We start from the raw sequence: 26,890 nt of genomic DNA, 5'->3' as shown, positions 1-26,890 counted from the left end.
CCGACAAGGGAAATAAAGCCGACAAGGGAAAAAGGGGGCCTTGGGTCATGGTCGACCCAAGGCCCCCTTTTTTTCCTTTACTCTGCCCCGAAGCCGCCCGGCGCTGTCGGCCCCTTCTCATCCGCGCGCACGCGGAACCAGGCGGCATACATGGCCGGCAGGCTGTAGATGGTCAGCAATGTGGCCACCAGCAGCCCGCCCATGATGGCAATCGCCATCGGCCCCCAGAAGGTGGAGCGCGACAGCGGGATCATGGCCAGTACCGCCGCCGCCGCCGTCAGCATGATCGGGCGGGCGCGGCGGACCGTGGCATCCACCACCGCATCAAAGCGCCCGTGACCGGCGGCGATATCCTGTTCGATCTGATCGACCAGGATGACGGAATTGCGCATGATCATGCCGGCCAGCGCGATCACGCCCAACTGGGCCACAAAGCCGAAGGGCTGGTTGAAGGCCAACAGGGCGATGGTCACCCCGATCAACCCCAGCGGGGCGGTCAGGAACACCAGCACCACGCGCTGGAAGCTCTGCAATTGCACCATCAACGCCACCAGCATGATCATCACCATGGCCGGCATCACGGCCATGATGGATTTCTGGCCCTTGGCGCTCTCCTCCACCGCGCCGCCCAGCTCGATACGATAGCCGGTGGGCAGGCGGGATTTCAGATCCGTCAAAGCCTTTTCAACCTGCCCCGTGACGGTCGGTGCCTGCACATTGCCAACGATGTCGGCGCGCACCGTCATCGCCAGATCGCGCGAACGGGTCCAGAGGATACCTTCCTCCTGCCCATATTCGATGCGGGCGATCTGGCCCAGCGGCAGGGTCACGCCATTGGCACCACGCAGGCGGATTTCCCCCAGCCGGTCGACGGCCCGGCGTTCATCCTCATTGGCGCGCAGCACCACATTGATCAGCTCGATCCCTTCCCGATACTGGGTGGCGGTATAGCCGGTCAGCACCGTCTGCATTGCCTGGGCCAGTTCCTGGCTGCTGATGCCCAGGGCGCGGGCGCGTTCCTGATCCACCACCAGCCGCACCGACTTGATCTTTTCGTTCCAGTCGAAATTCACGTCGGTGGTGTGCGGGTTGGCCCGCATGATCTCCCGCACCTCGCCGGCGATCTGGCGGATCACATCGGCGTTGCGCCCCAGCACGCGGAACTGCACCGGATAGCCCACGGGCGGGCCATTTTCCAGCCGCGCCACGCGGATGCGGAATTCGGGGAACTGGTTTTCCAGGGCCGGCTGCAACGTCTTGGCCAGCCGGGTCGTATCCGCCAGCGAGGTGGTCATCAAGATGAACTGGGCGAAATTCGGCCGCTTCAGTTCCTGGTTCAGCGGCATGTAGAAGCGGGGCGACCCGCTGCCGATGAAGGCACTCTGCCGTGTGATGGCCTTTTCCTTGGCGAAGAAGGCTTCCATCTCCTTCACCTTGGCGGTGGTGGCGGCGATGGCGGTGCCTTCGGGCAATTCCATATCCACCACCAGCTCCAGCCGGGCCGAACTGGGGAAGAATTGCTGCTGCACAAAGCCAAAACCGAAGACCGAGAGGCCGAAGGCCCCCATCGTCAGGATGATGACGATCCAGCGATGGTTCACCGTCCAGATCAGGCTGCGGCGCAGCCGGCGATAGATCGGCTTGTCATAGGCTGCATCATGGCTGTTTTCCGGGTCGTGCCCCTGTTGCCCATCATGCGGGGTGGGCAGCATCTTGAAGCCCAGATAGGGGGTGAAGATCACCGCCACGAACCAGGAAACCAGCAGGGCGGTGGCGACCACCCAGAAAATGGCGCCGGTATATTCACCGGCTGCTGAATGGGCAAAGCCCACCGGCACGAAACCCGCTGCCGTCACCACCGTGCCGGTCAGCATGGGAAAGGCCGTGCTGGTCCAGGCAAAGGCGGCGGCGCGCGCCCGGTCCCAGCCCTGTTCCAGCTTCACCATCATCATTTCCACAGCAATGATGGCATCATCCACCAGCAGGCCGAGCGCGATGATCAGCGCCCCGATGGAAATTTTATGCAGGTCGATCCCCGCCGCCAGCATGATGGCGAAAGTCACCGCCAGCACCAGCGGCACCGACAAGGCCACCACCACACCGGTGCGCACGCCCAGGCTGATGAAGGTGACGACCAGCACAATGCCCAGTGCCTCGGCCAGGGCATGGATGAATTCGTTGATGCTGTCCTTCACCACGGTCGGTTGGTCGGCGATCTTCTCAATCTCGACACCCAGCGGCAGGGTGGACTGGATGGCGGCCATTTCGGTATCCAGCGCCTCCCCCAGCTTCAGGATATCGCCACCGGCCGCCATGGACACGGCAAGCCCGGTCACCCGCTCCCCATTATGGCGCATCAGGGTTTCCGGCGGGTCTTGCAGGCCACGGCGCACCGTGGCGATATCGCCCAGCCGCAGCAGCCGTCCATTGGCCTGGATGGGGACGGCGCGGACCTGATCTTCGGTGGACAGGGCACCGGTGATGCGCACCCGCACCCGTTCCTGCCCCGTCTCCACAATGCCGCTGGCATTCACCGCATTCTGGGCAGCCAGGGCCTGGCCGATCTGCTGTACCGTCACGCCATATTGGGCCAGCCGGCCGCTGTCGAACTCCACATAGATGCGCTCATCCAGCAGGCCCAGCAAATCCACCTTGCCCACAGAGGGAATGCGCAGCAGGCGCTGGCGCGCGGCCAGCAGCACCTGATGCATCTCGGTATCGCTGAAGCCCTCGCCGGTGAAGGCATAGACATTGCCGAACGTGTCGCCGAACTCATCATTGAATTGCGGGCCGATCACCCCGGCGGGCAGCTTGTCGGCAATGTCGCCCACCTTCTTGCGCACCTGATACCAGATATCCGGCACCACATTGGACCGGGTATAATCCATCAGATTGACGAAGATCACCGTCTCGCCGGGGCGGGCATAGGTCTTGGTATGGTAGAAATTGGGGATCTGCTGCAGCGCCTGTTCGATGCGGTCGGTGACCTGTTCCTGCATCTCCTTGGCGGTGGAACCGGGCCATTGCGCCGTTACCACCATGGTGCGGATGGTGAATTGCGGATCTTCCGCCCGGCCCAGATGGAAATAGGCATAGACCCCCAGCACCAGCGACAGGATGATGGAGAACAGCACCAGCGCCTGATGCCGGATGGCCCAGGCGGAAAGGTTCAATCGGCTCACGGCAGGCCCCCGTCCCAGACGCGGACGGGCAGGTTGGCGTCCAGCCGGTGGACACCGGCCGTCACCACCAGCTCACCGGGGCGCAGACCGTCCGCCACGACGATGGCGTCGGGCCGGTAGCGCGCGATGGTGATGGGGCGCAGGACCACGCGGTCCTTCTTGTCATTCATCACCCAGACGGCGGGTTTTTCCCCCTGCTGGTACAGGGCGGTGGCGGGCAGCACCACCACCTCCTGTGTCTGTTCGCGGTCGAACAGCACGGTGGCGGTCATGCCCAGCCGCACCTTGTCGGCCTGATCCTCCGGCAGGGCCACCCGCACGCGGAAGGTGCGGCTGGCGGTATCGGCGATGGGGGTGATCTCCCGCACCGTGCCGGTCAAGGTCAATTCACGGTCAGCCCACAGCGAAAGGTTGGCCGATGTGCCCACCTTCAGCCGCGTCACCTGGCTTTCCGCCACATCGATGGCCACTTCGCGGCCCAGATCGGTGGCGATGCGCATCACGGCCTGTCCGGCGGCCACCACCTGGCCGACATCGGCATCCAGCGCCGTCACCGTGCCGGCCTGGGTCAGGGTCAGATCGGCATAGGAGAGTTCATTGCGGGCCAGCGACAGCCCGGATTTAGCCTGCGCCAGCTGGGCATCGGCCGCCTGGGAGGCGGCTTTCACCTGATCGAACTGCGCCTGGGAGACATGGCCCGATTTCAGCAGCGGCGTATAGCGGCGCAGATCGGCGGCGGCCTGCGTGGCACTGGCCTCCGCCTGGGCCAGCCGTGCTTCGGCCTGATGCAGGGATAGTTTCAGATCGGCCGGGTCCAGCAGGGCCAGCTTCTGCCCCGCTTCCACCCGGTTACCCACATCCACCAGCCGCTGGGTGATGCGTCCCCCCACGCGAAAGGCGGCCACCGTTTCGGTGCGCGCCACCACGGTACCGGTATAGCGCATGACGGAGTCGGCCTTGCTGAGGGCAACTTCCGCCACCCGCACCGCCCGGACGGGGGCCTTGGCCTCCTCCTTGGCGCCGCATCCCGACAGGACCAGCAGAGGCACAAGCAGCAATGCGGACCGGGTGAGCGGCCAAACCATGATCTATTCCTTCGGAAGGGGTACAGCGCAAAGGGCAGGAGAAACCGCGCGACAGCGTGGCAGAAGATAATGTAACGTACATTACAGTTCTTCAAGTGACGCTTATCACATAACAGATGAAGGAAACTGGTGTGGCGGAGGTGGAACAGTCGGCGAAGATGACCGCCCGGCGGCAGGCGATGCTGGATGCTGCGGCCGCCGTCATCTTCGAAGTTGGCTATGAACGGGCCAGTCTGGCCGCGATTGTGCGCCGTTCCGGTGGTTCGCTCAGCACATTGTACCAGCTGTTCGGCAGCAAGGAAGGGCTGTTCGAAGCCATGATCGCTGACCGCTGCGCCTGCATCATGGCGGAGCTGTCATCCCCCGACCTGTCCGCGCGCGGCGCGCGGGCCGTGCTGTTGGCCGTCGGCCATGCCTTCATGCGCGTGCTGCTGACGCCCGATGCCCAGGCCCTGTGGCGCATGGTGATGTCGGAGGGGATCAAGTTCCCGCGCCTGCCGCAGATTTTCTTCTCCAGCGGGCCGGACCGGTTACATGCGCGGCTGGCAGAATATCTGTATGGGCTGGATCAGGCCGGCTGTGCCCGGGTGCCGGAACCGCTGCCCACGGCCAAGGCGTTTTGCATATTGGTGCATGGCGATCTTTATAATCGCGTTGTTTCCGGCGTTCGGTCCCCGCCGGAACCGGCGGAACTGTCGGCCTATATTGAGCGGGCCGTGGACATGTTCTGCCTTATCATTCAGCTGGCCCCGGCGGGAGAGGCGGGAGACGGCCGTATTCTTGACCGATGGTAATCTGTGACTGACGCCGCGCGGCTTATGCTGCGCAGCCAAGGGCGCGGCGGCACCCGCCGCTGATATTACTCCCGGTGCCAGTCCTGGTTCAGCCGGCGGGCGGCCAGGAAGAACAGGCCTGACGCCAGCAGATAAAATACCATGCCATAGAGGATGGAATAGCGCAGGCTGTTCGCCCCATAGCGCGGCACCAGATAGTCGGACAGTACGCCCAGGAACCAGGTGCCGAAGCCAATCCCGATCAGGTTATTGACGAACAGGAAGATGGCCGACGCCGTGGTCCGCATGGTGGCCGGCACCAGATGCTGCACGGCCGACAGGGTCGGCCCCAGCCACATCAGCGACAGGGCCTGCGGTACCACGAACAGGAAGAATACCAGCGGCAGCGACGGCGACATGATGCCGCCGATGAAGAAGGGCAGCGACACCAGAAAGGCCACTGCCGGCACGCGGGCATAATTGCCCTTGTCATTGGCCCCGAACCGATCGCCCAGCGACCCGCCCAGCCAGACCCCGACCATGCCGCCAAAGAACAGGATGCCGGCATAGAAGATGGAACGGTCCACCAAAGCCAGCCCATGGCTGCGCTCAAAGAAGGAGGGCAGCCAGAAGGCCAGCCCATAGCCCAGGATGGAGGAGCAGGAAGCCCCCAGCGCCAGCAGCCAGAAGGAGGGTTTCTGGAACAGCAGGGTGAGCGCATCGCCCAGGCCGGGGGTGGTTACATTGACTGCGCCGCCGCCTTCAACCCCACCGCGCTCCGGCGCGCGCGTCACCAGCCTGAACAGCAATGCCAGCAGCAGACCCGCCAGCCCACTGATGATGATGGCCCAGGGCCAGTCGGTCAGGTAGGCGATCAGCCCGCCCAGCAGCGCCCCCGCTGCACTGGCCAGGGAAATGCCAAACCAGCGGCCCGTCCGGGTGCGGGCTGGCTCCCGCTCTGATGAATGATCGGCCCTGATCGGTTGGGTCGGTTTGGCATCAAACCCGCCGCGCACCGGTTCCCGCACTGTCAACTTGAACAAGGGGGCCAGCAGCAACCCCGCCAGCCCGCAGATGATGAAGGCCCAGCGCCAGCCGATCTGGTGGGCGATCACCCCGCCGAACAGCACGCCTGCCGCCATGCCAATGGGGATGCCGAAGCTGTAGGCGGCCAGCGCGCGCGCCCGTTCCTGCGGCGGGAAATAGTCGGAAATCAGGGAATAGGCCGGGGCCACGCCGCCCGCCTCCCCCACGCCCACGCCCAGCCGGCAGAGGAACAATTGCCAGAAGCCGGTGGCAAAGCCGCATAAGGCGGTGAAACCGCTCCAGATGGTCAAGGCCCCGGTCATGATCCAGGTGCGGCTTTTGCGGTCTGCCACCAGGGCGATGGGAATGCCAAGGGCGGTGTAGAACAAGGCAAAGGCCATGCCGCCCATCAACCCCAATTGCTGATCACTGAGCCCCAGTTCCTTTTTGATGGGGGAGGCAAGGATGCCCAGAATCTGCCGGTCGATGAAATTGAAGATATAGACCAGGATCAGAATTAGCAGCACGTAATAGCGATAATAGGGGCGCTGGCCCTGGGATACGGCTGCTTGCATAGGCTTGGTTCCTCTGGGGACGCGGGCGGAAGAAGCAATAGGCGGGGCTGGCGGGAACGGCAAGTGGCGCGCCACTCCCGCCAGCCGTCCATCAGAAGCGATATTCCACCGTCGCCGTTACCGTGCGCGGCGCGCCATAGAAGCCGATGATGCTGTCGCCAAAGGTGGCACCGGGGAAATTATAGCCACCCACCCGATAGCGCTTGTCGGTCAGGTTCAGCCCATGCAGCCCCACCCGCCAGCGCTCATCCGCCGTGGTCCAGACCAGGCTGGCATCCAGCAGCGTATAGCCCTTCTGGTCCAGCGTCGGGTTGGGGAATTCAAACAGGGAGAAATGACTGCGGTGGGAGGCGGAGCCGGTCACGGTGGCGGTGCCGGCATCCCCCATGTCATGGGTGTAGGAAAGCGTGAAGTTCGTCGTCCATTTCGGCGTGTTCTGGAACACGGCCGTGTTGGCAATATTCACATATTGCTTGGTCGTCAGGTCGTAGCGCAGGAATTCCTTGAATTCCGCATCGATATAGCCGACGGCGAAGCTGGCCATCAGTGCCTCAGTCAGCAGGAACTGGCCTTCCGCCTCCCAGCCCTTGATCTTGGAGGAGCCGACATTATCGACAAAGCTGGCGATGGTGGTGCCGGCGGGCACCTGGGTGGTGACCTGCTGGCCATCATAATCGGAATAGAAGGCCGCCAGGTTCAGCCGGGCGCGGTTGTCCCAGAAGCGCAGCTTGGACCCAACCTCATAGGTATCGACGATTTCCGGGTCATAGCCCTTCACCGTGTCCGGCGTCAGGATCACGTCGCCGCGCATGTCGAAGCCGCCGGATTTGAAGCCCTTGCCATAGGAGGTGTAGAGCGTCACATCATCCGTCGGCTGATAGGTCAGGCTGACGCGCGGGGTGAATTCCTTGAAGGTGCGCTCATTGGTGTAATTGCTGCGGATCAGCGTGGGGTTGCGTGCCGTACCGCCGAAGAACGGGCTGGTCAGCCCGGCGAAGTTGGCGCGATAGACGGTGCCTTCCTTCTTGTCGATCGTATAGCGGCCACCCAGCGAAATCTTGAACTGATCGGTAATGTCATAGGTGAAATCGGCGAAGGCGGCATAGCTCTTGGTATCCACGCTGCCGGATGTCAGCGTGGTCAGGTTGGCCAGCCCGACAATGGTGTCGAACGCCCCTTCGGCATGGCCATCCATGTAATAAAGCCCCGCCACGCCCTGGAACCGTTCACCCTGATAGAGGAACTGGAATTCCTGGCTCAACTGGTCATCCTTGTAATAAGCGGGGATATCCAGAATCTTGGCCGGCAGATTGTCGAAATCGATCACCGTGTCGCTGCGCCCATCGCGGTAGGCGGTGATGGATTTCAAGGTGATGGTGTCGGACGCCTCATATTCCGCCGTCAGCGACACGCCCTCTGTTTTCACCTTGTTCTTGCCCGTCAGCCCCGCCTGGGTGTCATAGACGGAAAGGAGCTTGGGCACGGTGGGGGTGGCGACCAGCCGGTACCCATGGCGGGGGTTGGAATCATCCACTGTCTTGTCGGCGGCCACGCGGATGAACAGGGTGTCTGTCGGCTTGAACTCCACCGCCAGCCGGCCGGCATTCACATCCTTGTCGTAATGGTCCTGGCCGGTGGTCAGGTTGGTGCCATAGCCGCCCCGGCGGTACATCGCCACCGCCCCACTGACCCCCACCTTTTCACCGATGGGGGTGGAGCCGGAGAGGATCAGGTCGGTCTGGTCATAGGAACCGATCTGCGCCTTGATCTTACCTTCCGGCGTGTCGCTGATGCGCTTTGTGACATATTTCACGGCTCCACCGATGGTATTGCGGCCATAAAGCGTGCCCTGCGGCCCGCGCAGCACCTCCACCCGCTCAATATCGAAAATATCCAGCACGGCACCCTGCGGGCGGGCCAGATAGACATCATCCAGGTAAAGCCCCACACCCGGCTCGAACCCCCAGAGCGGGTCTTGCTGGCCCACGCCGCGGATGAAGGCGATCAGGGTGGAATTGGACCCGCGCGCCGGCTGCATGGTCAGGTTCGGCGTCATCTTGGTCAGGCTGGTAATATCGGGGGAGCCCTGCATCTCCAGCGTTTCCGCCGTTAAGGCGGTGATGGAGACGGGGACATCTTGCAAAGATTCCTCCCGCCGGCGCGCGGTGACGACGATCTCATCCATCATCGGCGCGCTGGCGGCGGTCTGCTGCTGGGCCAGGGCGGCGGGTGTTCCCAGCACCGGCAGGGTGAACAGGGCGGTGCTGGCATAGAGCAGGCGGATAGTGGGTTTTGCTGACGCTTTCATGGTTTCTCTCCCCTCATTTATCATTATCGGTGTGTGTCGGCAGGCGGGCGGCGAAGTCACGGATGGCCTGGTTGAACGATGATGGTTCCTCCAACTGCGGCGCATGGCCTGACCGGGGGAACCCCAGCAGGCTGGACCGGGGCAGCAGCCCGGCCAGGAAAGGGGCCGTCTCCGCCGGATAAAGCCGGGAGAGCTGGCCGAAACTGACCAACGCCGGCAAATCCAGGCCCGGCAGCCGGTCGCGGAAATCAAGCGCGGTGAGCGAGGCCCAGAGGCTGGCCATGGCCACCGGATCGGCCCCGGCGATTTCCATGGCTGCCCAGCGGCGCAGTACGGCGCGTTCCGCCTCGTGCCCCTGGGCGAAGATGCGGGCGGCAATGCGCGGGGCCACGGCGGCCCAACCGTTCACCATCAGGTCCAGCGCCTGGCTGCCGGCCTTGGCCGGGTGGCTGCCGCGCAGCCCGCAGGCCCAATCCGGCCCGTTCAGCACCTTGGGCGCCATGTCGATGCTGACCAGCCCGGCGGTGCGCTGGCGCAAATTCCCTTCCAGCAGCGCCTGCCACAGCACCATGGCCCCCATGGACCAGCCGATGGCCAGAATGCAGCGCAGGTCCAGCGCTGCGGCCAGTTCACTGATATCGGCGGCCAGCCTTGGGATATCGGCCCCGGTCCCCGGGGCACGCGATTGACCATGGCCGCGCAGATCAGGGGCGATCAGGCGGAACCCGTCGGCCAGCCCATCCAGTTGCGGGGCAAAGAAACTGGCACGCGTGCCCCAGCCATGGATCAGCAGCAGGGGCCGACCATTGCCCACATCCTCATAGGCGATCAAGGCGCCATCGCTGAGACGCAGTTCCGGCATAGGCCGTCCGCCCCCTGGTTGGTTCCGCTTCCCTGTCCGCCGGCTTTGTCGATTGTTTGGTTTGGCCCCAGTGTAGGGGCCCGAGTGCCGGCTGAACGTCCCCATGCTTGCGCCAAACCGAAACCTGAGTCAATATTCAACTTCAGAAGAAATACCGACCGTGCCGATGACCGGCAAAGCCGGTAGAATGCGCCTTTCGCCGGATCGAAGGCGCTAGGGAGGGATGAAGATGACCGCGAAGGCGGCAAGTGTGGAACTGGCCGATGTGCCGGCGGCAGATACCGCTATTTCCAAGGCACCGCGCACGGAACGGGGTAAGCGCACCCTGCGCAAGCTGCTGGATGCGGCGGCGGCGGAATTTGGCGAGCGCGGCTATCACGAGGCCTCGATCAGCGGCATCACCCAGCGGGCCGGGGCGGCGCTGGGCACCTTTTACACCTATTTCGACAGCAAGGAGCAGGTGTTCCGGGCGCTGGTGGATGATATGGGCCGGCTGACCCGCCAGCATATTGCCGAACGGGTGACCGGCACCAGCGACCGGCTGACGGCGGAACGGCTGGGCCTGGAGGCCTTTATCGATTTTGTGCGCGGGCACAAGGATTTATATCGTATCGTCATGGAGGCGCAGTTCGTCGCCGAGGATGCCTATCGCAATTATTACCGGGTCTTCGCCGAAGCCTATCGCCGCAATCTGGTCCATGCCTCTGCCAAGGGGGAGATCAGCCCTGGCCATGAGGAGGAACGCGCCTGGGCCCTGATCGGGATGAGCGTGTTTCTGGGCCTGCGTTATGCGGTGTGGAGCGATGATCGGCCTGCCGCCGAAATTGCTGCCGCTGCGGCCGAATTGATCACTTTTGGGCTTTCTCCGAAACGGGAGGAGGGGATGTCATGAGCCGGGAGATCGCCGACATCACCGCCAGGCGGGCCCTGCTGTCGCCGGACCATCTGGCGATGGAGGAACTGGTGGGCGGCCAGCGCGTCACCTATCGCGGGTTGGAGGATCGCGCCGCCCGTGCCGCCAGCCTGCTGGCGGCCGATGGGGTGCGGATGGGCGACCGGGTGGCCATTCTCTGCCGCAACCGGATCGAGTTTTTTGAAATCCTGTTCGCCTGTGCCAAGCTGGGGGCCATCCTGGTGCCGCTGAACTGGCGGATGCCGGCCGCCGAACTGCGCCCCCTGCTGGCCGATTGCGCGCCTTGCCTGCTGCTGTATGGGGTGGAAGATGCCGGGACGGTGCGGGAGCTGCTTCGGCCCGGTCTGGTCACGCTTGACCTGGATGCCGGTTACGCTGGACGGCGCGATGTGGCCAGCCCGCATCCGGGGCGGGGCGGCTGGCCGGCGGATGATATCTGGTATCTGCTCTATACCTCTGGCACCACGGGCACGCCCAAGGCGGTGATCTATACCTATGCCATGGCGTTCGTGAATTACGTCAATATCAGCCAGCCCATCGGCCTGTCGGGCCGGGACCGCACGCTGAATTTCCTGCCCTTGTTCCATACCGCCGGCATCAACCTGCACACGCTGCCCACGCTGATGGCGGGCGGGCAGGTGCTGGTGCTGCCGGGGTTCGATGCCGATGTGATGATTGGCCTGTTGGCGGAAGGGCGGCTGGATCATTTCTTCGGCGTGCCCGCCGTCTATCTCCAGCTTTCCCAGCATCCCCGCTTTGATCAGGTGGATTTGTCGCGGGTACGCCATTGGGGATGCGGCGGCGCGCCCTTGCCCGACGTGCTGGTGCGCCGCTATGCCGAGCGCGGGGCCCGCGTCTGCAACGGCATGGGCATGACGGAGACGGGGCCGACCGCCTTTCTGGGCGATCCCGACCATGCGCTGGAAAAGATCGGCTCCGTCGGCAAGCCGCAGATCATGGTGGGGGTGCGCATCGTCGATCCGCTGGGCCGCGACGTGCCACCGGGGCAGGCGGGCGAACTGCTGTTTGGCGGGTTGGGGGTCACCCCCGGCTATTGGCGCCAACCAGCGGCCAATCAGGCCGCCTTTACCGAGGATGGCTGGCTGCGCTCGGGCGATATCGCCCGCTGCGATGCGGATGGCTATTACTACATTGTCGGCCGGTTGAAGGAGATGTTCATCTCCGGCGGGGAGAATGTCTATCCGGCGGAGGTGGAAAATGTGCTGACCCAGCATGAGGCGGTGCTGGAAGCGGCCGTGATCGGCGTGCCCGACCCGCAATGGGGGGAGGTGGGGCGCGCCTTCGTGCGGCTGAAGCCGGGCCGGCCGGCGCTGAATCCTGAGGAACTGGCCCGGTTCTGCCGCGACCGGCTGGCCGCCTTCAAGGTGCCCAGACAGTTCCTGATGGTGCCGGAGTTCCCGCGCACCGCCGCTGGCAAGGTGCAGAAACATAAGCTGGACCGGCAGCAGGTGATGCCATGACCGCCCCCACCCTGGTGATCGACCGCACCCTGACCCAGGCCGATTTTGACCTGTTCGCCCGCCTGTCGGGCGATGACAACCCGATCCATGTCGATCCCGGCTTTTCCGCCCGCACCCGTTTCGGGCGCACGGTGGCGCATGGGCTGTTGCTTTGCACCATCCTGCGCGGGCTGGCAGGCCGGCTGCTGCCGGGGGCGGTGCTGCTGGGCCAGGATATCCGCTTTCCCGCCCCCACCTATGCAGGGGAGCCGATGCGGTTCAGCGCCACCCTGACCGGTCAGCAGATCGCGGTCAGCGTCACCCGCCGCGCCGATGGCGTGGTCACCTGTGACGGCACGTTCGAAATGGCGGGGGCGCGGATATGCTGAAGCTTGGTGCCAGCGCCAGCATCACGCGGACATTCACCACCGCCGACATGGCGGATTATGTGGCGCTGGGCGGCGCCCCGATGCCGGTGGGGGAAGCAGCCGAACCGCTGGTCGGGGCCTTGTTCTCCTATCTGCTGGGGGTGAAGCTGCCGGGGCCGGGCACCAATTACCTGAAACAGCAGACGCAATTCCTGGCCCCCATCCCGCTGGGGCGGGAATTGCTGGCCCGCGTCACCATCACCCGCCTGCGCCCGGATAAGCATCTGGTGGATCTGGAAACGGTCTGTGAACTGGACGGTCAGCCGCTCGCCCAGGGCCGGGCGCTGGTTTATGTGGAGGATGTGGCCGGCACGGGGGGTGATAAAGTTTAACGGCTCCGCCCGAATATTAAGTGAAGTTCCTAAGTTCTATATATTGTGTAAAAACATGATCAATTATTGTATTGGATTTATATATTTGACATATCTTTGATGTTTTTCAATTATTAGACGCGCATCAGATGATGCTTGATCAAACAATGGGGATGAAAATGACGAATCCAGTTGCGGTTCCAATTTCTGGAAATTTTGTGGTGTCAAAAAGTTTCAGTAAGGGTGTGTCGCCATTTACAGCTACTTTAGATTTTTCATTGAATATTCCTCTTGGATCCGATGGAAAATTTGATACATCAGCGACAGTTCAGTTTGCAGCAAATCTCGGTGGCAGCGACAATATTGGCACCATTTCAAACACATTTACACCAAGCTCTCCTACCTGGTCGTATAAATCTCCTACGGTATCTGGGTTCCACATTGAGCTTAGCGCGACCTACCAGGCGCCAACCGCGACAGCTTCCGGGTCATTGGTTCTGAATAGTTTTGAACTATTTCTTGGGGGAAGCGCGTTGTGGTCGCTTGCGCCGGGTAGCCTTTACATCGACTGGGACGAAAATGGCAATATAACAGGGTATGGGGCGCCACAAGTTTGAATAATTACTGATTATAAATACAAAATAAGAGCGGTAAGTTAAGGTAAAAAATATGGGGATGTAGATTGAAAATCTTTATCCCCTTTTTTTGCTCCTGGGTTTAAATTTTTTATTGCAAGTTCACCACCCCCGCCGCGCGCAGGGCCGCCAGCCCCGCCGCATCCAGCCCCAGCAGGTCGGCCAGCACCTGTTCGGTGTCCGCCCCCAGTTCCGGCGGGGCTTTGCTTTCCACCACGGGGGAGGCGGAGAATTTCACCGGGCTGGCAACCCCCGGCACCGTGCCGGCTTTCTCATGCGCCATGGCCAGGGCCAGCCCGCGATGGCGCACCTGCGGATCATCGAACAGGGCACCCAGCCCGTTGATCGGCCCCGCCGGCACGTCCGCTGCCTCCAGGGCCGCCAACCACTCTGCCCCGTTGCGGCGGCGCAGCCGCTCGCTCAACAGGCTGGTCAGGGCAACCCGGTTGGCCACCCGCGCGCTGTTGCTGGCAAAGCGGTCATCGCTGGCCAGTTCCGGCAGTTCCAGCACCGTGCACAGGCGCTGGAACTGCCGGTCATTGCCGACGGCCAGATTGATATGCCCATCGGCCACCGGGAACGTGTCATAGGGCACGATGGAGGGATGGCCATTGCCCAGCCGCCCCGGATCGCGCCCGCTGACCAGCCGGTTCAGCGCCTGATTGGCCATGGCGGCGACCATGCAGTCCAGCAGGGCCAGATCCAGATGCTGGCCTTCCCCCGTGCGTTCCCGATGGTGCAGGGCGGCCAGGATGGCGTTGCCGGCATAAAGCCCGGTGATGATATCGGCCAGCGCCACGCCGGCCTTATGCGGACCGCTGTCAGCGGGACCGGTCACGCTCATCAGCCCGCTCATCCCCTGGATCAGGAAATCATAACCCAGGCGCTGGGCATAAGGCCCATCCTGGCCGAATCCGGTGATGGAGCAATAGATCAGGCGGGGATTGACCTGCCGCAGGCTTTCATAATCCAGCCCATATTTGGCCAGCCCCCCGACCTTGTAATTTTCCACCAGCACATCGCAGCGGGCGGCCAGATCGCGGATCAGCCGCTGACCCGCCGCGCCGGTGAAATCGATAGCGACGGAGCGTTTATTGCGGTTGGCTGTCAGAAAATAGGCGGACGGCCCGTCGCCTTCCACATAGGGTGGACCCCAGCGGCGGGTATCATCCCCCTCGCCAGGACGCTCCACCTTGATGATCTCCGCCCCGAAATCACCCAGCATCTGGGTGGCCCAGGGCCCCGCCAAAATCCGGCTGAGGTCAAGGACGCGGATACCCGCCAGTGCTGCCATAGAAAAACCCTTCCGGATTGTGGTTCCAGGCCGCTGACAGCTCACATTACCGTCACCCATGCTGCGGCCGGGGTCCAGCATCGTAGAGCAAAGCGCCTGTGGCCCCTGGACCCCGGCCTTCGCCGGGGTGACGGTTGAGCGGGTGGTTGCCGGGCAGCAAAGGTGCTGAGCCGTGCAGCCACCATGTTGTGCGGTCTGTCAGGCCCTGCCGCCTTCAAAAAAACGCCTGCAGCCCGGTGATGGCGCGGCCCAGGATCAGGGCATGGACATCATGGGTGCCTTCATAGGTGTTCACCGTTTCCAGGTTCACCATATGGCGCATCACCGGATATTCGTCGGAAATGCCGTTGCCGCCATGCATGTCGCGGGCGGCCCGCGCAATATCCAGCGCCTTGCCGCAATTATTGCGCTTGACCAGGGAAATCATTTCCGGCGCCAGCGTGCCCGCCTCAAACAGCCGTCCCACCCGCAATGACGCTTGAAGCCCCAGGCTGATCTCCGTCAGCATGTCGGCCAGTTTCTTCTGCACCAACTGGGTCTGGGCCAGCGGGCGGTTGAACTGTTTGCGGTCCAGCGTATAGAGCCGGGCGGCATGGAAACAGGCTTCCGCCGCACCCATTGCCCCCCAGGAAATGCCATAGCGCGCCCGGTTCAGGCAGCCGAACGGCCCTTTCAGGCCGGAGACGTTGGGCAGCATGGCCTCTTCCGTCACCGCCACCCCATCCATGACAATTTCACCCGTCACCGAGGCGCGCAGCGACATTTTCCCTTCGATCTTGGGGGCCGAGAGGCCCTTCATGCCCTTTTCCAGCACGAAACCCCGGATGGCACCGCCATGCGCGTCGGACTTGGCCCAGACGACGAAGACATCGGCGATGGGGGCATTGGTGATCCACATCTTCGCGCCCGTCAGGCGATAACCGCCGTCGATCTTTTCCGCCCGTGTGCGCATTCCGGCCGGGTCGGAACCGGCATCCGGTTCCGTCAGGCCGAAACAGCCGATCCATTCGCCCGAGGCCAGCTTGGGCAGATATTTCTGCCGCTGATCCTCGCTGCCATAGGCAAAGATCGGGTGCATCACCAGCGATGACTGCACGCTCATCATGGAGCGATAGCCGCTATCCACCCGCTCCACCTCCCGCGCCACCAGCCCATAGGCGACATAGCCCAGGCCGGCCCCGCCATATTCGGCCGGGATGGTGACGCCCAGCAGGCCGAGATCGCCCATCTCCTTGAAAATGGCCGGGTCGGTATGTTCGCGGGCAAAGGCCTCCCGCACACGGGGGGCCAGCTTTTCCTGGGCATAGGCGCGGGCGCTGTCGCGGACCAGCCGTTCCGTCTCGTCCAACTGGTCATCCAGCAGAAAGGCGTCATCCCACTGAAAGCTGCCAAGATCGCCGGCCATCATCTGTCCTCTGGGTTGGAAGGGCGGTTGCTGTCTCTGGCTTACGCCTCTGTGGGGCCTCCGGCAAACCATGTTTGCTCACCAACTTGATGCATGATCAGCATCAAGTTGGCGTCATGTTCGCAGAAAATGCGTGGTATCTTGGCATGAACCCTCATCACCTTCCGGCTGATCTGCACCCATGTTTTCCCGCCGCCTGATCCCCAGCACCGCCGCCCTGATTGCCTTTGAAGCGGCGGCCCGGCTGGGCGGATTCCGGGCGGCGGCGCTGGAGCTGAACCAGACCCAGGGCGCAATCAGCCGGCAGGTGGCCCAACTGGAAGGGCAGTTGGGCGTGGTGCTGTTCGAACGGGTGCGCCAGCGCGTGGTGCTGACCCCGGCAGGGCGCTTCCTGGCCGAACAGGCGCGCGATACGTTGGCCCGCATCGCCCAGGCGGCGGCACAGACCATCGCCTTTGCCGGCGGGGGCGGTACGCTGGATCTGGCCATCCTGCCCACCTTTGGTGCCCGCTGGCTGATCCCGCGTATGGGCGGCTTCTTTGCCCGGCACCGGGATATCAGTGTCAATTTCTCCACCCGGGTGCGCCCCTTTAATTTGCGGGCGGAAGGGATCGATGCGGCGATCATGAGCGTTGATCCTGGTAGCACCGGTCTGATCTGCCATCGTTTCTTCGGGGAAGAGCTGGTGCCCGTGGCTGCCCCTGCCCTAGTGGCAAGGCTGGGTCTGCATCAGCCGGCCGATCTGGCCCGCGCCACCCTGTTGCAGCAGGAAACCAGGCCCACCGCCTGGGGCCATTGGTTTGCCGCCCAGGGGCTGACGGCGGACCCGCATCAGCCGGTGCTGGTGTTCGAACAGTTCCTGCTGGTCATTCGCGCCGCCGTGGCCGGACTGGGCTGTGCCCTGGTGCCTGGCATCCTGGTGGCTGATGAGCTGGCCGATGGCAGCCTCTGCCGCCTGCCCGGCCAGGCCGGGCAGGATGGCGGTGGTTATCACCTTGTCTATCCAGCGGAGAAGGAGCGCTATGCCCCGCTGGTGGCCTTCCGGGACTGGCTGCTGGCGGAAGTGGGCGAAAGTGGAAACACTTCGGTGACGGATTGATCTTACGCAATGCGGCAACGGGCAATGAGGTTTAGAGCCTTTCCAAGGTGAACGGAAAACCCCAGGGGGAATTCAGTATGCGTGCCGCACCATTGCTGATCATTGTCGCCGTGGCTGCCCTGGGGGCCGGTGGTTTCTTCTATTGGCAACAGAGCCGGGCGGGGCAGTTGCCGGCCGGGCTTGCCACCGCCAATGGTCGGATGGAGGTGGAGCGGGTTGATATCGCCACTAAATATGCCGGCAAACTGGCGGAAATCACAGTTCGGGAAGGTGATGCCGTGCCGCGCGGCGGGGTGGTGGCCAATCTGGATACCACCACCTTGAAGGCTGAACTGGCTGCGTCCCAGGCGGCCTTGCGCCGTGCGGAAACCGGGGTGACCCAGGCCGAGGCCATGGTGGCCATCCGGCAGGCGGAATATAAGCTTTCCGGCGTGGAACTGCGCCGGGTGCAGGAATTGCTGAAAACCTCCGCTACGCCCGCCTCAGAGGTGGATCGCCGCAAATCCCAGCATGAGGTGAATTACGCCAATATCCAGGCGGCAGAGGCAACGGTCGCCGATGCCAAGGCCGCGGTGGAACAGGCCCGCGCCCAGGTGGCGCAGATCGACAGTACCATTGCCGATATGGTGCTGGCCGCGCCCATTGCAGGCCGCATCGAATATAAGCTGGCCCATCCGGGGGAGGTGCTGGCCGCCGGCGGGCGGGTGGCCACCCTGCTGGATCTCAGCGACGTCTACATGACCATCTTCCTGCCCACATCGCAGGCGGGCCGGGTGGCGCATGGGTCAGAGGCGCGGATCGTGCTGGATGCCGCCCCCACCTATGTCATCCCCGCCCGCGTTTCCTTCGTGGCCGCAGAGGCGCAGTTCACGCCCAAGACGGTGGAAACCAGCGACGAGCGGGAAAAGCTGATGTACCGGGTGAAGCTGTCGGTCGACCCGCAATTGCTGGAAACCTATCGGGATTATGTCCGCGCCGGGCTGACCGGCCAGGGCTATGTGCTGACGGAACTGGGGGCGAAATGGCCGGCGGATCTGGCGGTGAAACTGCCGCCCAAGCCGGCCCGCTGACTCATTCCTTCCCGCTGCCGCCCTGGGGGTCAGCCCATGTCTGAAGCCGCCATCACATTGAGCGCCGTTTCCCACCATTATGGGGACAAGGTGGCCCTGGATGCCGTCAGCCTGGAGGTGCCGGCCGGCGCCACCGTGGCGGTGATCGGGCCGGATGGGGTGGGTAAATCCACCCTGCTGGGCTTGATCGCCGGGGTGCGCGCGCTGCAAACGGGGCAGGTACGGGTGCTGGGTGGCGATATGGCCGACGCCCAGCACCGTGATCTTGTCGCCCCGCGCATTGCCTATATGCCCCAGGGTTTGGGCCGCAACCTCTATCCCACCCTGTCGGTGGCGGAGAATATCGATTTTTTCGGCCGGCTGTTCGGCCAGTCGGCGGCGGAGCGGCGGCAGCGCATCGATCGGTTGCTGCGCGCCACCGGGCTGGAACCGTTTCCCGACCGACCGGCGGGCAAGCTGTCGGGCGGGATGAAGCAGAAACTCTCGCTCTGCTGCTCCCTGATCCATGATCCCGACCTGCTGATTCTGGATGAGCCGACCACGGGCGTGGACCCGCTGTCACGCCGCCAGTTCTGGAGTCTGATTGACAATATCCGCGCCGAACGGCCGGGCATGACCGTCATCGTGGCGACGGCCTATATGGAGGAGGCGGCGCGCTTCCAGCATCTGGTGGTGGTGGATGAAGGGCGGGTGCTGGCGGCGGGGCCGATGCAGGCGGTGCTGCAACAGGCCGGCGCCGATAATCCCGAACAGGCCTTCGCCAATCTGGCCGCCGGGGGCGGGGCGGCGGCCGCCCTGGTGATGTCGCCGCGCGTGCTGCATGACGGGCCGGATGCCATTGTGGCGGATGGGCTGACAAGGCGGTTCGGTGCCTTCACGGCCGTGGATCATGTCAGTTTCCGCATCGCCAGGGGGGAGATTTTCGGCTTCCTCGGCTCCAACGGCTGCGGCAAGACCACCACGATGAAGATGCTGACCGGCCTGTTGCCGGCGACCGAAGGCACGGCCAGCCTGCTGGGCCGGCCCATCGGGGCGGCGGACATGCAAACGCGGCTGCGCGTCGGCTATATGTCGCAAAGCTTCTCGCTTTATGAGGAATTGAGCGTCCGCGCCAACCTGCTGCTGCACGCCCGCTTGTACCGCATGGATGCGGCGGCCGTGCAGGCCCGCACGGATGAGGCGTTGCAAACCTTCGGGCTGGCAGAGGTGGCGGATGAATTGCCGGCTTCCCTGCCGCTGGGCATCCGCCAGCGGCTGCAACTGGCGGCCGCCTGCCTGCACAAGCCCGATGTGCTGATTCTGGATGAACCGACATCGGGCGTTGACCCGGCGGCGCGCGACCTGTTCTGGCGGCATCTGGCCGACCTGTCGCGCCGCGACGGGGTGACCATCTTCGTTTCCACCCATTTCATGAATGAGGCGGAACGCTGCGACCGCATCTCCCTGATGCATTCCGGCCGGGTGCTGGCGGTGGGCACCCCGGTGGAGCTGCGCGACGCCAAGGGCGGGGCGACGCTGGAGGAGTCTTTCATCACCTTTCTGGAGGAAGCCTCCCCCAGCCAGCCGCCGCCGGCTGCGGAACCGGACTTGCCGGCCGAACCGGTGAAGAGTGGGGGCAAGGGGGAACTGGCCGCCTCCTTCGGGCGGATCTGGGCCTTTGCGCGCCGTGAAATGACGGAGGTTTTGCGTGACCGGATACGCCTTGCCTTCGCCCTGATCGGGCCGCTGATCCTGTTGCTGACTTTTGGCTATGGCATCACCTTTGATGTCGAAAACCTCCCATACGCTGTATTTGACCGTGACCAGTCACTAGAGAGCCGGCAGTTGGTGGAGAATCTCTCCGGCTCCCGCTATTTCCAGGAACGGGCCCCGGTGCGCAGCGATCTGGAGATCGAACGACGGCTGCGCAGCGGGGAACTGCGGCTGGTGGTGGCGATCCCGCCCTCCTTCGGGCGTGACCTGCTGACCGGCCATCAGCCGGAACTGGCGGTCTATCTGGATGGGGCCATGCCCTTCCGGGCGGAAACGGCGCGTGGCTATGTGCAGGGTATTGCCCAGCTCTATGCCCGGGAACTGCTGCGCCGCTCCACCCTTGCCACGGCAGAGACCAGCGGGCCGATCATCCAGCCGCGCTTCCGCTATAACCAGTCCTTCCGCAGTGCCAATGCCATTCTGCCGGGCATCATCATGGTGGTGATGATCATGATCCCCGGCATGTTGACGGCCATCGGTGTGGTGCGGGAACGGGAGATCGGCTCCATCGCCAATCTCTACGCCTCCCCTGCCTCGGTGCCGGAATTCCTGCTGGGCAAGCAGATGCCCTATGTGGTGATCGGCTTTGTCAGCCTGTTGATCCTGGTGGCCACCACGGTGCTGCTGTTCGGGGTGATGGTGAATGGCTCGCTGGCCGGGCTGCTGCTGGGGGGCGCGCTCTATATCATGGCGGCCACTGGGCTGGGGCTGCTGGTGTCCACCTTCGTGCGCACCCAGGTGGCCGCCATTCTGGTGACCGCCATCATCAGCGTGGTGCCGGCGATCAATTTCTCCGGTTTCCTTTACCCCGCCTCGACCCTGGAAGGGGGGGCCGCCCTGATCGGCCGGGCCTTCCCTTCCCTCTGGTTCCAGACCATCAGTCTGGGCGCCTTTGCCAAGGCGCGTGATTTCGGGGCGCTGCATCTGGAATTTGTCATGCTGGGCCTGTTCGCCCTGGGTTTCATGACGGCGGCATCGCTGCTGCTGCGCAAACAGGAGGCGTGAGATGGGCCATATCCAGCGCTGGTTCCTCACCGTCTATTATCTGGGCGTCAAGGAACTGTCTTCCGTGCTGGCCGACAAGGTGTTGCTGGCCTTCATCATCTATTGCTTCTCGGTCAGCGTTTATACGGTCGCCACCGGCGTGAAAACGGATGTGGCAGGCGCGCGGGTGGCGGTGGTGGATGCTGACGGCTCCGCCCTGTCCCGCCGCATCCGTGACGCCCTGTTGCCCCCGCAATTCAAGACGCCGGAGCTGATCGACCGGTCGCAGGTGGATCGGGTCATGGATGAAGGCCGCTATGCCTTCGTGTTGGACCTGCCGCCCCGGCTGGAAGCCGATCTGCGGGAAGGCCACCAGCCGACCATCCAGTTGAACATCGATGCCACGGCCATGACCATGGCCGGGCTGGGCAGTGCCTATATCCAGACCATCATCAATCAGGAGGTGGCCGAGGCGCTGTCGCCGGATGCCCCCAACCGGGCCCCGGTTTCCGTGGTGACCCGCACTTATTTCAATCCCAATCTGGAGGGCATGTGGTTTCAGGCGGTGATGGCAGTGATCCAGTATATTACCATCATGTCCATCCTGCTGGTCGGGGCCGCCGTGATCCGGGAACGGGAGCATGGCACCATCGAACATCTGCTGGTCATGCCGCTGGGGGCCTCTGAAATCGCGGCTGCCAAGATCTGGGCCAATGGTCTGGTGATTCTGGTGGCCACCGGCCTGTCATTGCAATTCGTGGTGCGGCTCTGGCTGGGCGTGCCGATCGAAGGTTCCATCCCGCTGTTTCTGGCCTGTGTGGCGCTTTACCTGTTCGCCACCATGTCGCTGGGCATCCTGCTGGCCACGGTCACCCGCTCCATGCCGCAATTTTCCCTGGTCGGCATCCCTGTTTTCCTGGTGCTGAACATGCTGTCGGGCGCCACCTCGCCGCTGGAAAGTATGCCGACGGTGCTGCAATGGCTGGTGCAGGTCTCGCCCACCATGCATTTCGTGCAGCTGGCCCAAGCCATCCTTTATCGCGGGGCCGGGCTGGCCATCATCTGGCCGCAGCTGCTGGTGCTGGCGGGGCTGGGGGCGGGCTTTCTGGCAGTCGCCCTGCCGCAGTTCCGCGCCATGTTGGCACGCAGCCAGTGAAACAGAGCCAATGAAACCCCGATAATGAAAGCCCGGCGACGGGGATGGCAGTCCCTGTCACCGGGCTTTTCAACCGGACAAACTCACCATTGCGGACTCATCCCAGCGGGCTGACGCCTGCCGATTCGATCCAGATACCATGATAACCCGGAATAGTGCTGATGGACAGCGCATTACGCCCTTTGCTCAGCACAGAGGCCGGAATGGTGAAGGTCCGGGAGATGAAACGGTCAACCACCGTATAATGCCGGCTGATAACGTGACCGGTTACGATAATCTCGAAAGCGGACGGGCCGGGGTCGGCGGCCCGCATCGACAGGGTCAGGCCGATGTCGCAGGGGCGTTCCAGATTGAAAGAGAAGAAAGCCATCGCGCCATCTTCTTCCTTGCTCCTGCTGCCGTCGATCACCCAGCAATCGCGCCCATCAAGCTGATCCTTCTCAGCCGTTGTCCACAAATCATCCAGCCGGGGCGCCTGCGGGGTGATGCAGCGCACGGGGGCCGCCATGGGCGGCAGAGGGAGCGGACGCTGTGGCTGCGTGACAGGGTGTGCAATGGCCTGCTGTACCGTGCTGATGGCCACTGAATGTGATCGGTCACGGCGCGCAGGGCGTTCGCCCCGCGGAAAATAGGTTCCACCATGGAGGGCGCTCAGGCGACCGAAAGCCAGTGCTTCGTTCATCTTCATGAGTGACGGAATGTGGAAATCCATGTCACGACCCTCTTCCGGGATAAGGCTGATTGCTTGGGCGTTCGATCCGATCAGCGGCCTGCCCTGGGTCACCCAACCCGGCAGGTTCGCTATGGACACAAAGCCTAGACCAGCTTTCCGAAAACGGGTGCTTCTGAAAATCTTCCGACACCTAACCAATTGTTTATAATGAAAAATATCGGAAACGACGGAGGCGATTTTTCGGCTCCGGAAGCGGCCTTTCTCCTCCCGGAAGCGAAGGGGAAGTGAGCACATCTGAGGGAGGGAAGTTCGCTGGAAGGATTATGAATGCACGCATATGTGGTATCAATTTCAACATACATAATCTAAGGTCGATTTGATCGGGTTAATCAGATTGGACTATGACCTTCGACTTCCCTATCATTCCAGGTGGGCAAGGGGTACCGACCGGCTTCCCCGGAAACCACGGGGAAGTGTGGGAAAACGGGTAAGCGGTCGGAGGGGCGGCCACGTGTCATGATTCCATTCTGGCGATGGCGGATCTGCGGGGATGCAGGTGGGTGACCGCAGCAGAATGGGGCTGGCACAGGCAAATTGGTCGGTGGGGCGATATTGCGGATAAGATTTTTCCATTTCGGCGAATGGCAGGTCGATGCCAGCAGCTGCACCTTGATCCATCACCAGCGCCAGCAGCCGGTGAAGGTGGAGCCGCGTGCCATGGATGTGCTGGTGGCGCTGTGCAGCCGACCGGGGGAAATTTTCAGCGCGGAAGACCTGCTGCGTTCATGCTGGGATGGGCTGGCGGTCGGTGACAACCAGGTGCATAAGGCCATCGCCCAGCTGCGGAAGCTGCTGGGCGATGACCCGGGTCAGGTTCGTTATATAGAGAACATACGTAAGCGTGGTTACAGGACCGTCGCACCCGTCACTATTGCTTCTGATCTTGCCGCAACGGGATCTCCTGGCGACTGGTCCGAAGAATCCCCCTTTGTGGGTCTGGAAGCGTTTGATGAATCGCGCTCGGCCGTATTTTTTGGCCGGGATACGGCCATCGCCGCCCTGCGGGACACAATGTTGCGTCAGGCGGCGATGCCGGACGGGGGCCCGGTGCTGGTGCTGGGGGCCAGTGGCAGCGGCAAGACCTCGCTGATCCGGGCTGGTCTGCTGCCGGCCCTGCGGCGCCCGGATCAGCCATTCCGCCTGCTGGATAGCAGCATGTTGGACATGGGCGATATCAGCGGCATGTCCCTGCTGATGGCGGTCGGCGGCGCACTGCTGGACCTGGAGGTGGCGGGGGAACCGCTGCTGAATGGGCATAGTGCGGAGACAATTGCCGCCGCCTTGGCCGATGACCAGCCGGGGGCGGTGGATGCCTTGTTTGCGGCAATGGCACCCGATACCCGCGTCTTGCTGTTTGTTGATCGGCTGGAAGCGATTTTCAACAATCCGGCGGTGGATGAGGGGCAGCGGCGTGGCTTTCTGGCTGGGTTGGATCGTCTGGCCCGCACCGGTGCCGTGCTGGTACTGGCCGCCTGCCGGAATGATTTCTACCCCGATGTGGCGCGCGAACCGGTGCTGATGGCGGCCAAGGCGGCCGGTGCCCATTTCGATCTGGCACCGCCCAGCCGGGCAGAGATCATGCAGATGATCCGGATGCCCGCCCTTGCCGCCGGGCTCAGCTTCGGGATGGATGAGGAAAGCAAGGCGCAGCTGGATGATATTCTGTGCGACGGCACGGCGGATAATCCCGATGCGCTGCCCCTGCTGCAATATACATTGCATGAGCTGTATCTGCAGCGCAGCACCAACCGCGAGCTGACGGTCGCGGCCTATCGCGCCTTGGGTGGGATCGGTGGCGCTATCGGCAAAAGGGCGGAGGCCACCCTGAACGAGCTGCCGGAGGCATCGCGCCTCTGCCTGCCGCAGGTTCTGTCCCTGATCGTCACCATGGGGGGCAGTGGTGTTACCGATGGTGCAGCGCGCAGCCGGCGTATGCCCTGGTCCTCCCTGGGCAGCGAGATGGAGCGCATTCTGGTGCGCACCTTCGTGCAGCAACGCCTGTTCGTCAGTCTGGTTTATGATGGGGTTCCGGTCTTCGGGGTGGCACATGAAGCCATGCTGCGCCAATGGCCACGCGTTACGGGCTGGATTGCCCAGCACCGTCAGGCTTTGAATGCCCGCAGCCGGCTGGAGGAATCGGCCCGGCGCTGGACGGAGGAGGGGCGGCGCGTCGACCTGCTGCTGCCGCGTGGCAAGCAGCTGGAAGAGGCGCGGGAACTGACCCGGCAGGTGCAGATCCCGCTCAGCGGCGATGTCCGCGCCTTCATCACCGCTTCCGCGCGGCGGGAGCGCCAGGCCGATCAACGCCGTTTCGTGATTTCCCTGGGGTTCGGGCTGGTGGCGCTGGTGGCCCTGTTGCTGGGCCTGCGCGCCAATCAGGCCGAGGACATGGCCGAGCATCGCCGCCGTCAGGCCGAAGACCTGATGAATTTCATGGTGGGCGACTTTGCTGAGAAGCTGCGTCCGCTGGGCCGGCTGGACCTGTTGTCGGACATTGGTGGCAAGGCGCTCAGCTATTTTGGCAACAGCAATATCAACGACTTGTCGCCAGAGGCGCGGATGCAGCAGGCCCGCGCCCTGCAAACCATTGCCGAGGTGGCGCGGGCCCGGGCCGACCCGAATGCGGCCCGCAGCGCCCTGTTGCTGGCCAAGAAACTGCTGGATGCCAATCTGGCCCAGGGAATTGAGTCACTGGACCTGCTGAAGGATTTGGGGGCGGACGCCTTCTGGCTGGGGCAGATTGCATTCGATGCCAATAATATGGATGAGGCAGAACGGTATTTCTCGCAATATGAAAATTATACTGTACGCATGAACGAGATTGATCCAGGAAATATTGATGCCTGGATCGAACTTTCATATGCAAAAAACAGCCTTGGTTCGGTCTATCGATCAAAAGGTAATGGAGAACTTGCGGTAAAATATTTCCAAAGCTCGTTGGAGTTGAAGCGACGTTCTTTAGAAAAGCGACCGGATGATCGCGGGCTGCGGGCTGAATTGGCAGATACTCTCTCCTGGCTGGGAACGGTCCGGGAAGGCGAGGGTGAACTCGGCCAAGCCCTGGCACTTTATGAACAGGAGCAGGTTGAGTTGCGGGCCCTTCGGGCCGTAGCACCTTCAGAGTTTCGCTGGACTTATGATCTTGTCACCGCCCTGCAGCGTCACGCACGCCTGCTGGATGCCATGGGCCATGATGCTCAGGCCGATACATTGGTTATGGAAGGGCAGGCGTTGGCCCGTTCGCTGATCCTGCATGATCCCAGTAACCGCATTTGGCAACATGCCCTGCTTCGGATCAACTGGCTGGCGGGCAATATGTGGGTTCAACGGCGCCCTTTGAAGGATGTGCTGACGCTGCAGCAGGAAACAGCGGAAAAGTTGGCAGGTTTGACGCGCGAGAACCCGTCCAACGCCATGTGGCGCCAGGTGGAGATCGCCAATAATATTTCCATGGGGGAGACGCTGCTCCGGATGGGGGCGGTGGTTGATGCACGTGAGCATCTCCGCCGGGTTCTTGCCATGGCCGATGATCGTATGCGCGGCGATCCGACCATTGTTCATAATCTGTCTTTAGGCTTCATTCTCCTGTCGGAAACTGAAGCAGCCTTGGGAAAAGCCGCAGAGGCAAAACGGGCTTGTCAAGATGCGATTAATCTTTTGCATCCATTAATTGCAGTTGACCAAAAGAAATTCTCCATTCAAGATGTGTGGGTGAGGGGGCACATATGTCTCGGTCTGTCAAATCAGGTTTCAGACTCCATTAAGTATCTGGAACTGATTGGCTATAGACGTCGAGGTTATCTGCTCTATGTCAAATCCCATTCATAAGGAAACGAGAA

19 protein-coding genes are annotated in these 26,890 nt (G+C 63.0%); 11 read left to right on the top strand and 8 right to left on the bottom strand.

Annotated features, from left to right (window positions below; all coding sequences use genetic code 11):
- Positions 1–77 precede the first annotated feature (77 nt).
- Positions 78–3,182: an efflux RND transporter permease subunit gene (locus PCJ49_RS16705; protein WP_269911927.1), complete on the bottom strand. Its 3,105-nt coding sequence runs from the start codon at positions 3,180–3,182 to the stop codon at positions 78–80.
- Entirely contained in the window at positions 3,179–4,267 is a 1,089-nt protein-coding gene (locus PCJ49_RS16700; RefSeq protein ID WP_269911926.1) for an efflux RND transporter periplasmic adaptor subunit, read from the bottom strand. Before PCJ49_RS16700 ends, PCJ49_RS16705 begins: the two co-directional genes overlap by 4 nt.
- A 116-nt stretch (positions 4,268–4,383) precedes the next feature.
- Here PCJ49_RS16700 and PCJ49_RS16695 point away from each other — a divergent pair, with 116 nt between their 5' ends.
- A complete protein-coding gene (locus PCJ49_RS16695; protein ID WP_269911925.1) occupies positions 4,384–5,061 on the top strand; it encodes a TetR/AcrR family transcriptional regulator in 678 nt (225 codons plus the stop codon).
- A 65-nt stretch (positions 5,062–5,126) separates the two neighbouring features.
- On the opposite strand, the gene PCJ49_RS16690 is transcribed toward PCJ49_RS16695, so the two are convergent.
- From PCJ49_RS16690 to PCJ49_RS16680, 3 genes are all read right to left on the bottom strand, one after another.
- Positions 5,127–6,641: an MFS transporter gene (locus tag PCJ49_RS16690; RefSeq protein ID WP_269911924.1), complete on the bottom strand. Its 1,515-nt coding sequence runs from the start codon at positions 6,639–6,641 to the stop codon at positions 5,127–5,129.
- A 91-nt stretch (positions 6,642–6,732) separates the two neighbouring features.
- Complete coding sequence (locus PCJ49_RS16685; protein WP_269911923.1) at positions 6,733–8,949, bottom strand: TonB-dependent receptor; 2,217 nt, start codon at positions 8,947–8,949, stop codon at positions 6,733–6,735.
- A gap of 13 nt (positions 8,950–8,962) precedes the next feature.
- Positions 8,963–9,811, bottom strand: a complete 849-nt coding sequence (locus PCJ49_RS16680; protein ID WP_269911922.1) for an alpha/beta hydrolase — start codon at positions 9,809–9,811, stop codon at positions 8,963–8,965.
- A 229-nt stretch (positions 9,812–10,040) separates the two neighbouring features.
- Between PCJ49_RS16680 and PCJ49_RS16675 the strand changes: the two genes are divergently transcribed.
- The 5 genes from PCJ49_RS16675 to PCJ49_RS16655 all read left to right on the top strand — a co-directional run bounded on the left by PCJ49_RS16675 (position 10,041) and on the right by PCJ49_RS16655 (position 13,540).
- A complete protein-coding gene (locus tag PCJ49_RS16675; RefSeq protein ID WP_269911921.1) occupies positions 10,041–10,703 on the top strand; it encodes a TetR/AcrR family transcriptional regulator in 663 nt (220 codons plus the stop codon).
- Positions 10,700–12,205 carry a long-chain fatty acid--CoA ligase gene (locus PCJ49_RS16670; RefSeq protein WP_269911920.1) on the top strand — a complete coding sequence of 502 codons (1,506 nt, stop codon included), beginning with the start codon at positions 10,700–10,702 and terminating at the stop codon, positions 12,203–12,205. Before PCJ49_RS16675 ends, PCJ49_RS16670 begins: the two co-directional genes overlap by 4 nt.
- Positions 12,202–12,573, top strand: a complete 372-nt coding sequence (locus PCJ49_RS16665; RefSeq protein ID WP_269911919.1) for a MaoC/PaaZ C-terminal domain-containing protein — start codon at positions 12,202–12,204, stop codon at positions 12,571–12,573. Before PCJ49_RS16670 ends, PCJ49_RS16665 begins: the two co-directional genes overlap by 4 nt.
- Entirely contained in the window at positions 12,567–12,944 is a 378-nt protein-coding gene (locus PCJ49_RS16660; protein WP_269911918.1) for a hypothetical protein, read from the top strand. The genes PCJ49_RS16665 and PCJ49_RS16660 overlap by 7 nt, the downstream gene beginning before the upstream one ends.
- A 128-nt stretch (positions 12,945–13,072) precedes the next feature.
- Positions 13,073–13,540, top strand: coding sequence for a hypothetical protein (locus tag PCJ49_RS16655; RefSeq protein WP_269911917.1), 468 nt, complete (start codon positions 13,073–13,075; stop codon positions 13,538–13,540).
- A gap of 109 nt (positions 13,541–13,649) precedes the next feature.
- On the opposite strand, the gene PCJ49_RS16650 is transcribed toward PCJ49_RS16655, so the two are convergent.
- Together PCJ49_RS16650 and PCJ49_RS16645 are read right to left on the bottom strand one after the other, a co-directional pair.
- Positions 13,650–14,852, bottom strand: coding sequence for a CoA transferase (locus PCJ49_RS16650; RefSeq protein WP_269911916.1), 1,203 nt, complete (start codon positions 14,850–14,852; stop codon positions 13,650–13,652).
- A gap of 214 nt (positions 14,853–15,066) precedes the next feature.
- Entirely contained in the window at positions 15,067–16,257 is a 1,191-nt protein-coding gene (locus tag PCJ49_RS16645) for an acyl-CoA dehydrogenase (RefSeq protein WP_269912073.1), read from the bottom strand.
- A gap of 181 nt (positions 16,258–16,438) precedes the next feature.
- Here PCJ49_RS16645 and PCJ49_RS16640 point away from each other — a divergent pair, with 181 nt between their 5' ends.
- The 4 genes from PCJ49_RS16640 to PCJ49_RS16625 all read left to right on the top strand — a co-directional run bounded on the left by PCJ49_RS16640 (position 16,439) and on the right by PCJ49_RS16625 (position 22,318).
- On the top strand, positions 16,439–17,356 hold the full coding sequence (locus PCJ49_RS16640) for a LysR family transcriptional regulator (protein WP_269911915.1): 918 nt from the start codon (positions 16,439–16,441) through the stop codon (positions 17,354–17,356).
- Between the two features lie 77 nt (positions 17,357–17,433).
- Complete coding sequence (locus PCJ49_RS16635; protein ID WP_269911914.1) at positions 17,434–18,426, top strand: HlyD family efflux transporter periplasmic adaptor subunit; 993 nt, start codon at positions 17,434–17,436, stop codon at positions 18,424–18,426.
- Positions 18,427–18,462: 36 nt separating this feature from the next.
- Positions 18,463–21,183: a ribosome-associated ATPase/putative transporter RbbA gene (gene rbbA / locus PCJ49_RS16630; protein ID WP_269911913.1), complete on the top strand. Its 2,721-nt coding sequence runs from the start codon at positions 18,463–18,465 to the stop codon at positions 21,181–21,183.
- A 1-nt stretch (position 21,184) separates the two neighbouring features.
- On the top strand, positions 21,185–22,318 hold the full coding sequence (locus PCJ49_RS16625) for an ABC transporter permease (protein ID WP_089289063.1): 1,134 nt from the start codon (positions 21,185–21,187) through the stop codon (positions 22,316–22,318).
- A 97-nt stretch (positions 22,319–22,415) separates the two neighbouring features.
- Here the strand turns inward: PCJ49_RS16625 and PCJ49_RS16620 are convergent, their stop codons facing one another.
- Complete coding sequence (locus tag PCJ49_RS16620) at positions 22,416–23,129, bottom strand: hypothetical protein (protein ID WP_269911912.1); 714 nt, start codon at positions 23,127–23,129, stop codon at positions 22,416–22,418.
- 474 nt (positions 23,130–23,603) lie between these two features.
- Between PCJ49_RS16620 and PCJ49_RS16615 the strand changes: the two genes are divergently transcribed.
- The gene (locus PCJ49_RS16615; protein ID WP_269911911.1) at positions 23,604–26,879 is read left to right on the top strand and encodes a winged helix-turn-helix domain-containing protein; all 3,276 of its coding nucleotides are present in this window, start codon (positions 23,604–23,606) and stop codon (positions 26,877–26,879) included.
- The last annotated feature ends 11 nt before the right edge of the window (positions 26,880–26,890 follow it).

The organism is Niveispirillum sp. BGYR6, assembly GCF_027568365.1.
Lineage (GTDB): Bacteria > Pseudomonadota > Alphaproteobacteria > Azospirillales > Azospirillaceae > Niveispirillum.
This window is presented reverse-complemented; position numbering and strand designations above follow the sequence as displayed.

Coding starts and splice junctions, on each gene's coding strand:
- PCJ49_RS16700 (WP_269911926.1), bottom strand. CDS start 4,267: ATGGTTTGGCCGCTCACCCGGTCCGCATTGCTGCTTGTGCCTCTGCTG.
- PCJ49_RS16695 (WP_269911925.1), top strand. CDS start 4,384: ATGAAGGAAACTGGTGTGGCGGAGGTGGAACAGTCGGCGAAGATGACC.
- PCJ49_RS16690 (WP_269911924.1), bottom strand. CDS start 6,641: ATGCAAGCAGCCGTATCCCAGGGCCAGCGCCCCTATTATCGCTATTAC.
- PCJ49_RS16685 (WP_269911923.1), bottom strand. CDS start 8,949: ATGAAAGCGTCAGCAAAACCCACTATCCGCCTGCTCTATGCCAGCACC.
- PCJ49_RS16680 (WP_269911922.1), bottom strand. CDS start 9,811: ATGCCGGAACTGCGTCTCAGCGATGGCGCCTTGATCGCCTATGAGGAT.
- PCJ49_RS16675 (WP_269911921.1), top strand. CDS start 10,041: ATGACCGCGAAGGCGGCAAGTGTGGAACTGGCCGATGTGCCGGCGGCA.
- PCJ49_RS16670 (WP_269911920.1), top strand. CDS start 10,700: ATGAGCCGGGAGATCGCCGACATCACCGCCAGGCGGGCCCTGCTGTCG.
- PCJ49_RS16665 (WP_269911919.1), top strand. CDS start 12,202: ATGACCGCCCCCACCCTGGTGATCGACCGCACCCTGACCCAGGCCGAT.
- PCJ49_RS16660 (WP_269911918.1), top strand. CDS start 12,567: ATGCTGAAGCTTGGTGCCAGCGCCAGCATCACGCGGACATTCACCACC.
- PCJ49_RS16655 (WP_269911917.1), top strand. CDS start 13,073: ATGATGCTTGATCAAACAATGGGGATGAAAATGACGAATCCAGTTGCG.
- PCJ49_RS16650 (WP_269911916.1), bottom strand. CDS start 14,852: ATGGCAGCACTGGCGGGTATCCGCGTCCTTGACCTCAGCCGGATTTTG.
- PCJ49_RS16645 (WP_269912073.1), bottom strand. CDS start 16,257: ATGGCCGGCGATCTTGGCAGCTTTCAGTGGGATGACGCCTTTCTGCTG.
- PCJ49_RS16640 (WP_269911915.1), top strand. CDS start 16,439: ATGTTTTCCCGCCGCCTGATCCCCAGCACCGCCGCCCTGATTGCCTTT.
- PCJ49_RS16635 (WP_269911914.1), top strand. CDS start 17,434: ATGCGTGCCGCACCATTGCTGATCATTGTCGCCGTGGCTGCCCTGGGG.
- rbbA (WP_269911913.1), top strand. CDS start 18,463: ATGTCTGAAGCCGCCATCACATTGAGCGCCGTTTCCCACCATTATGGG.
- PCJ49_RS16625 (WP_089289063.1), top strand. CDS start 21,185: ATGGGCCATATCCAGCGCTGGTTCCTCACCGTCTATTATCTGGGCGTC.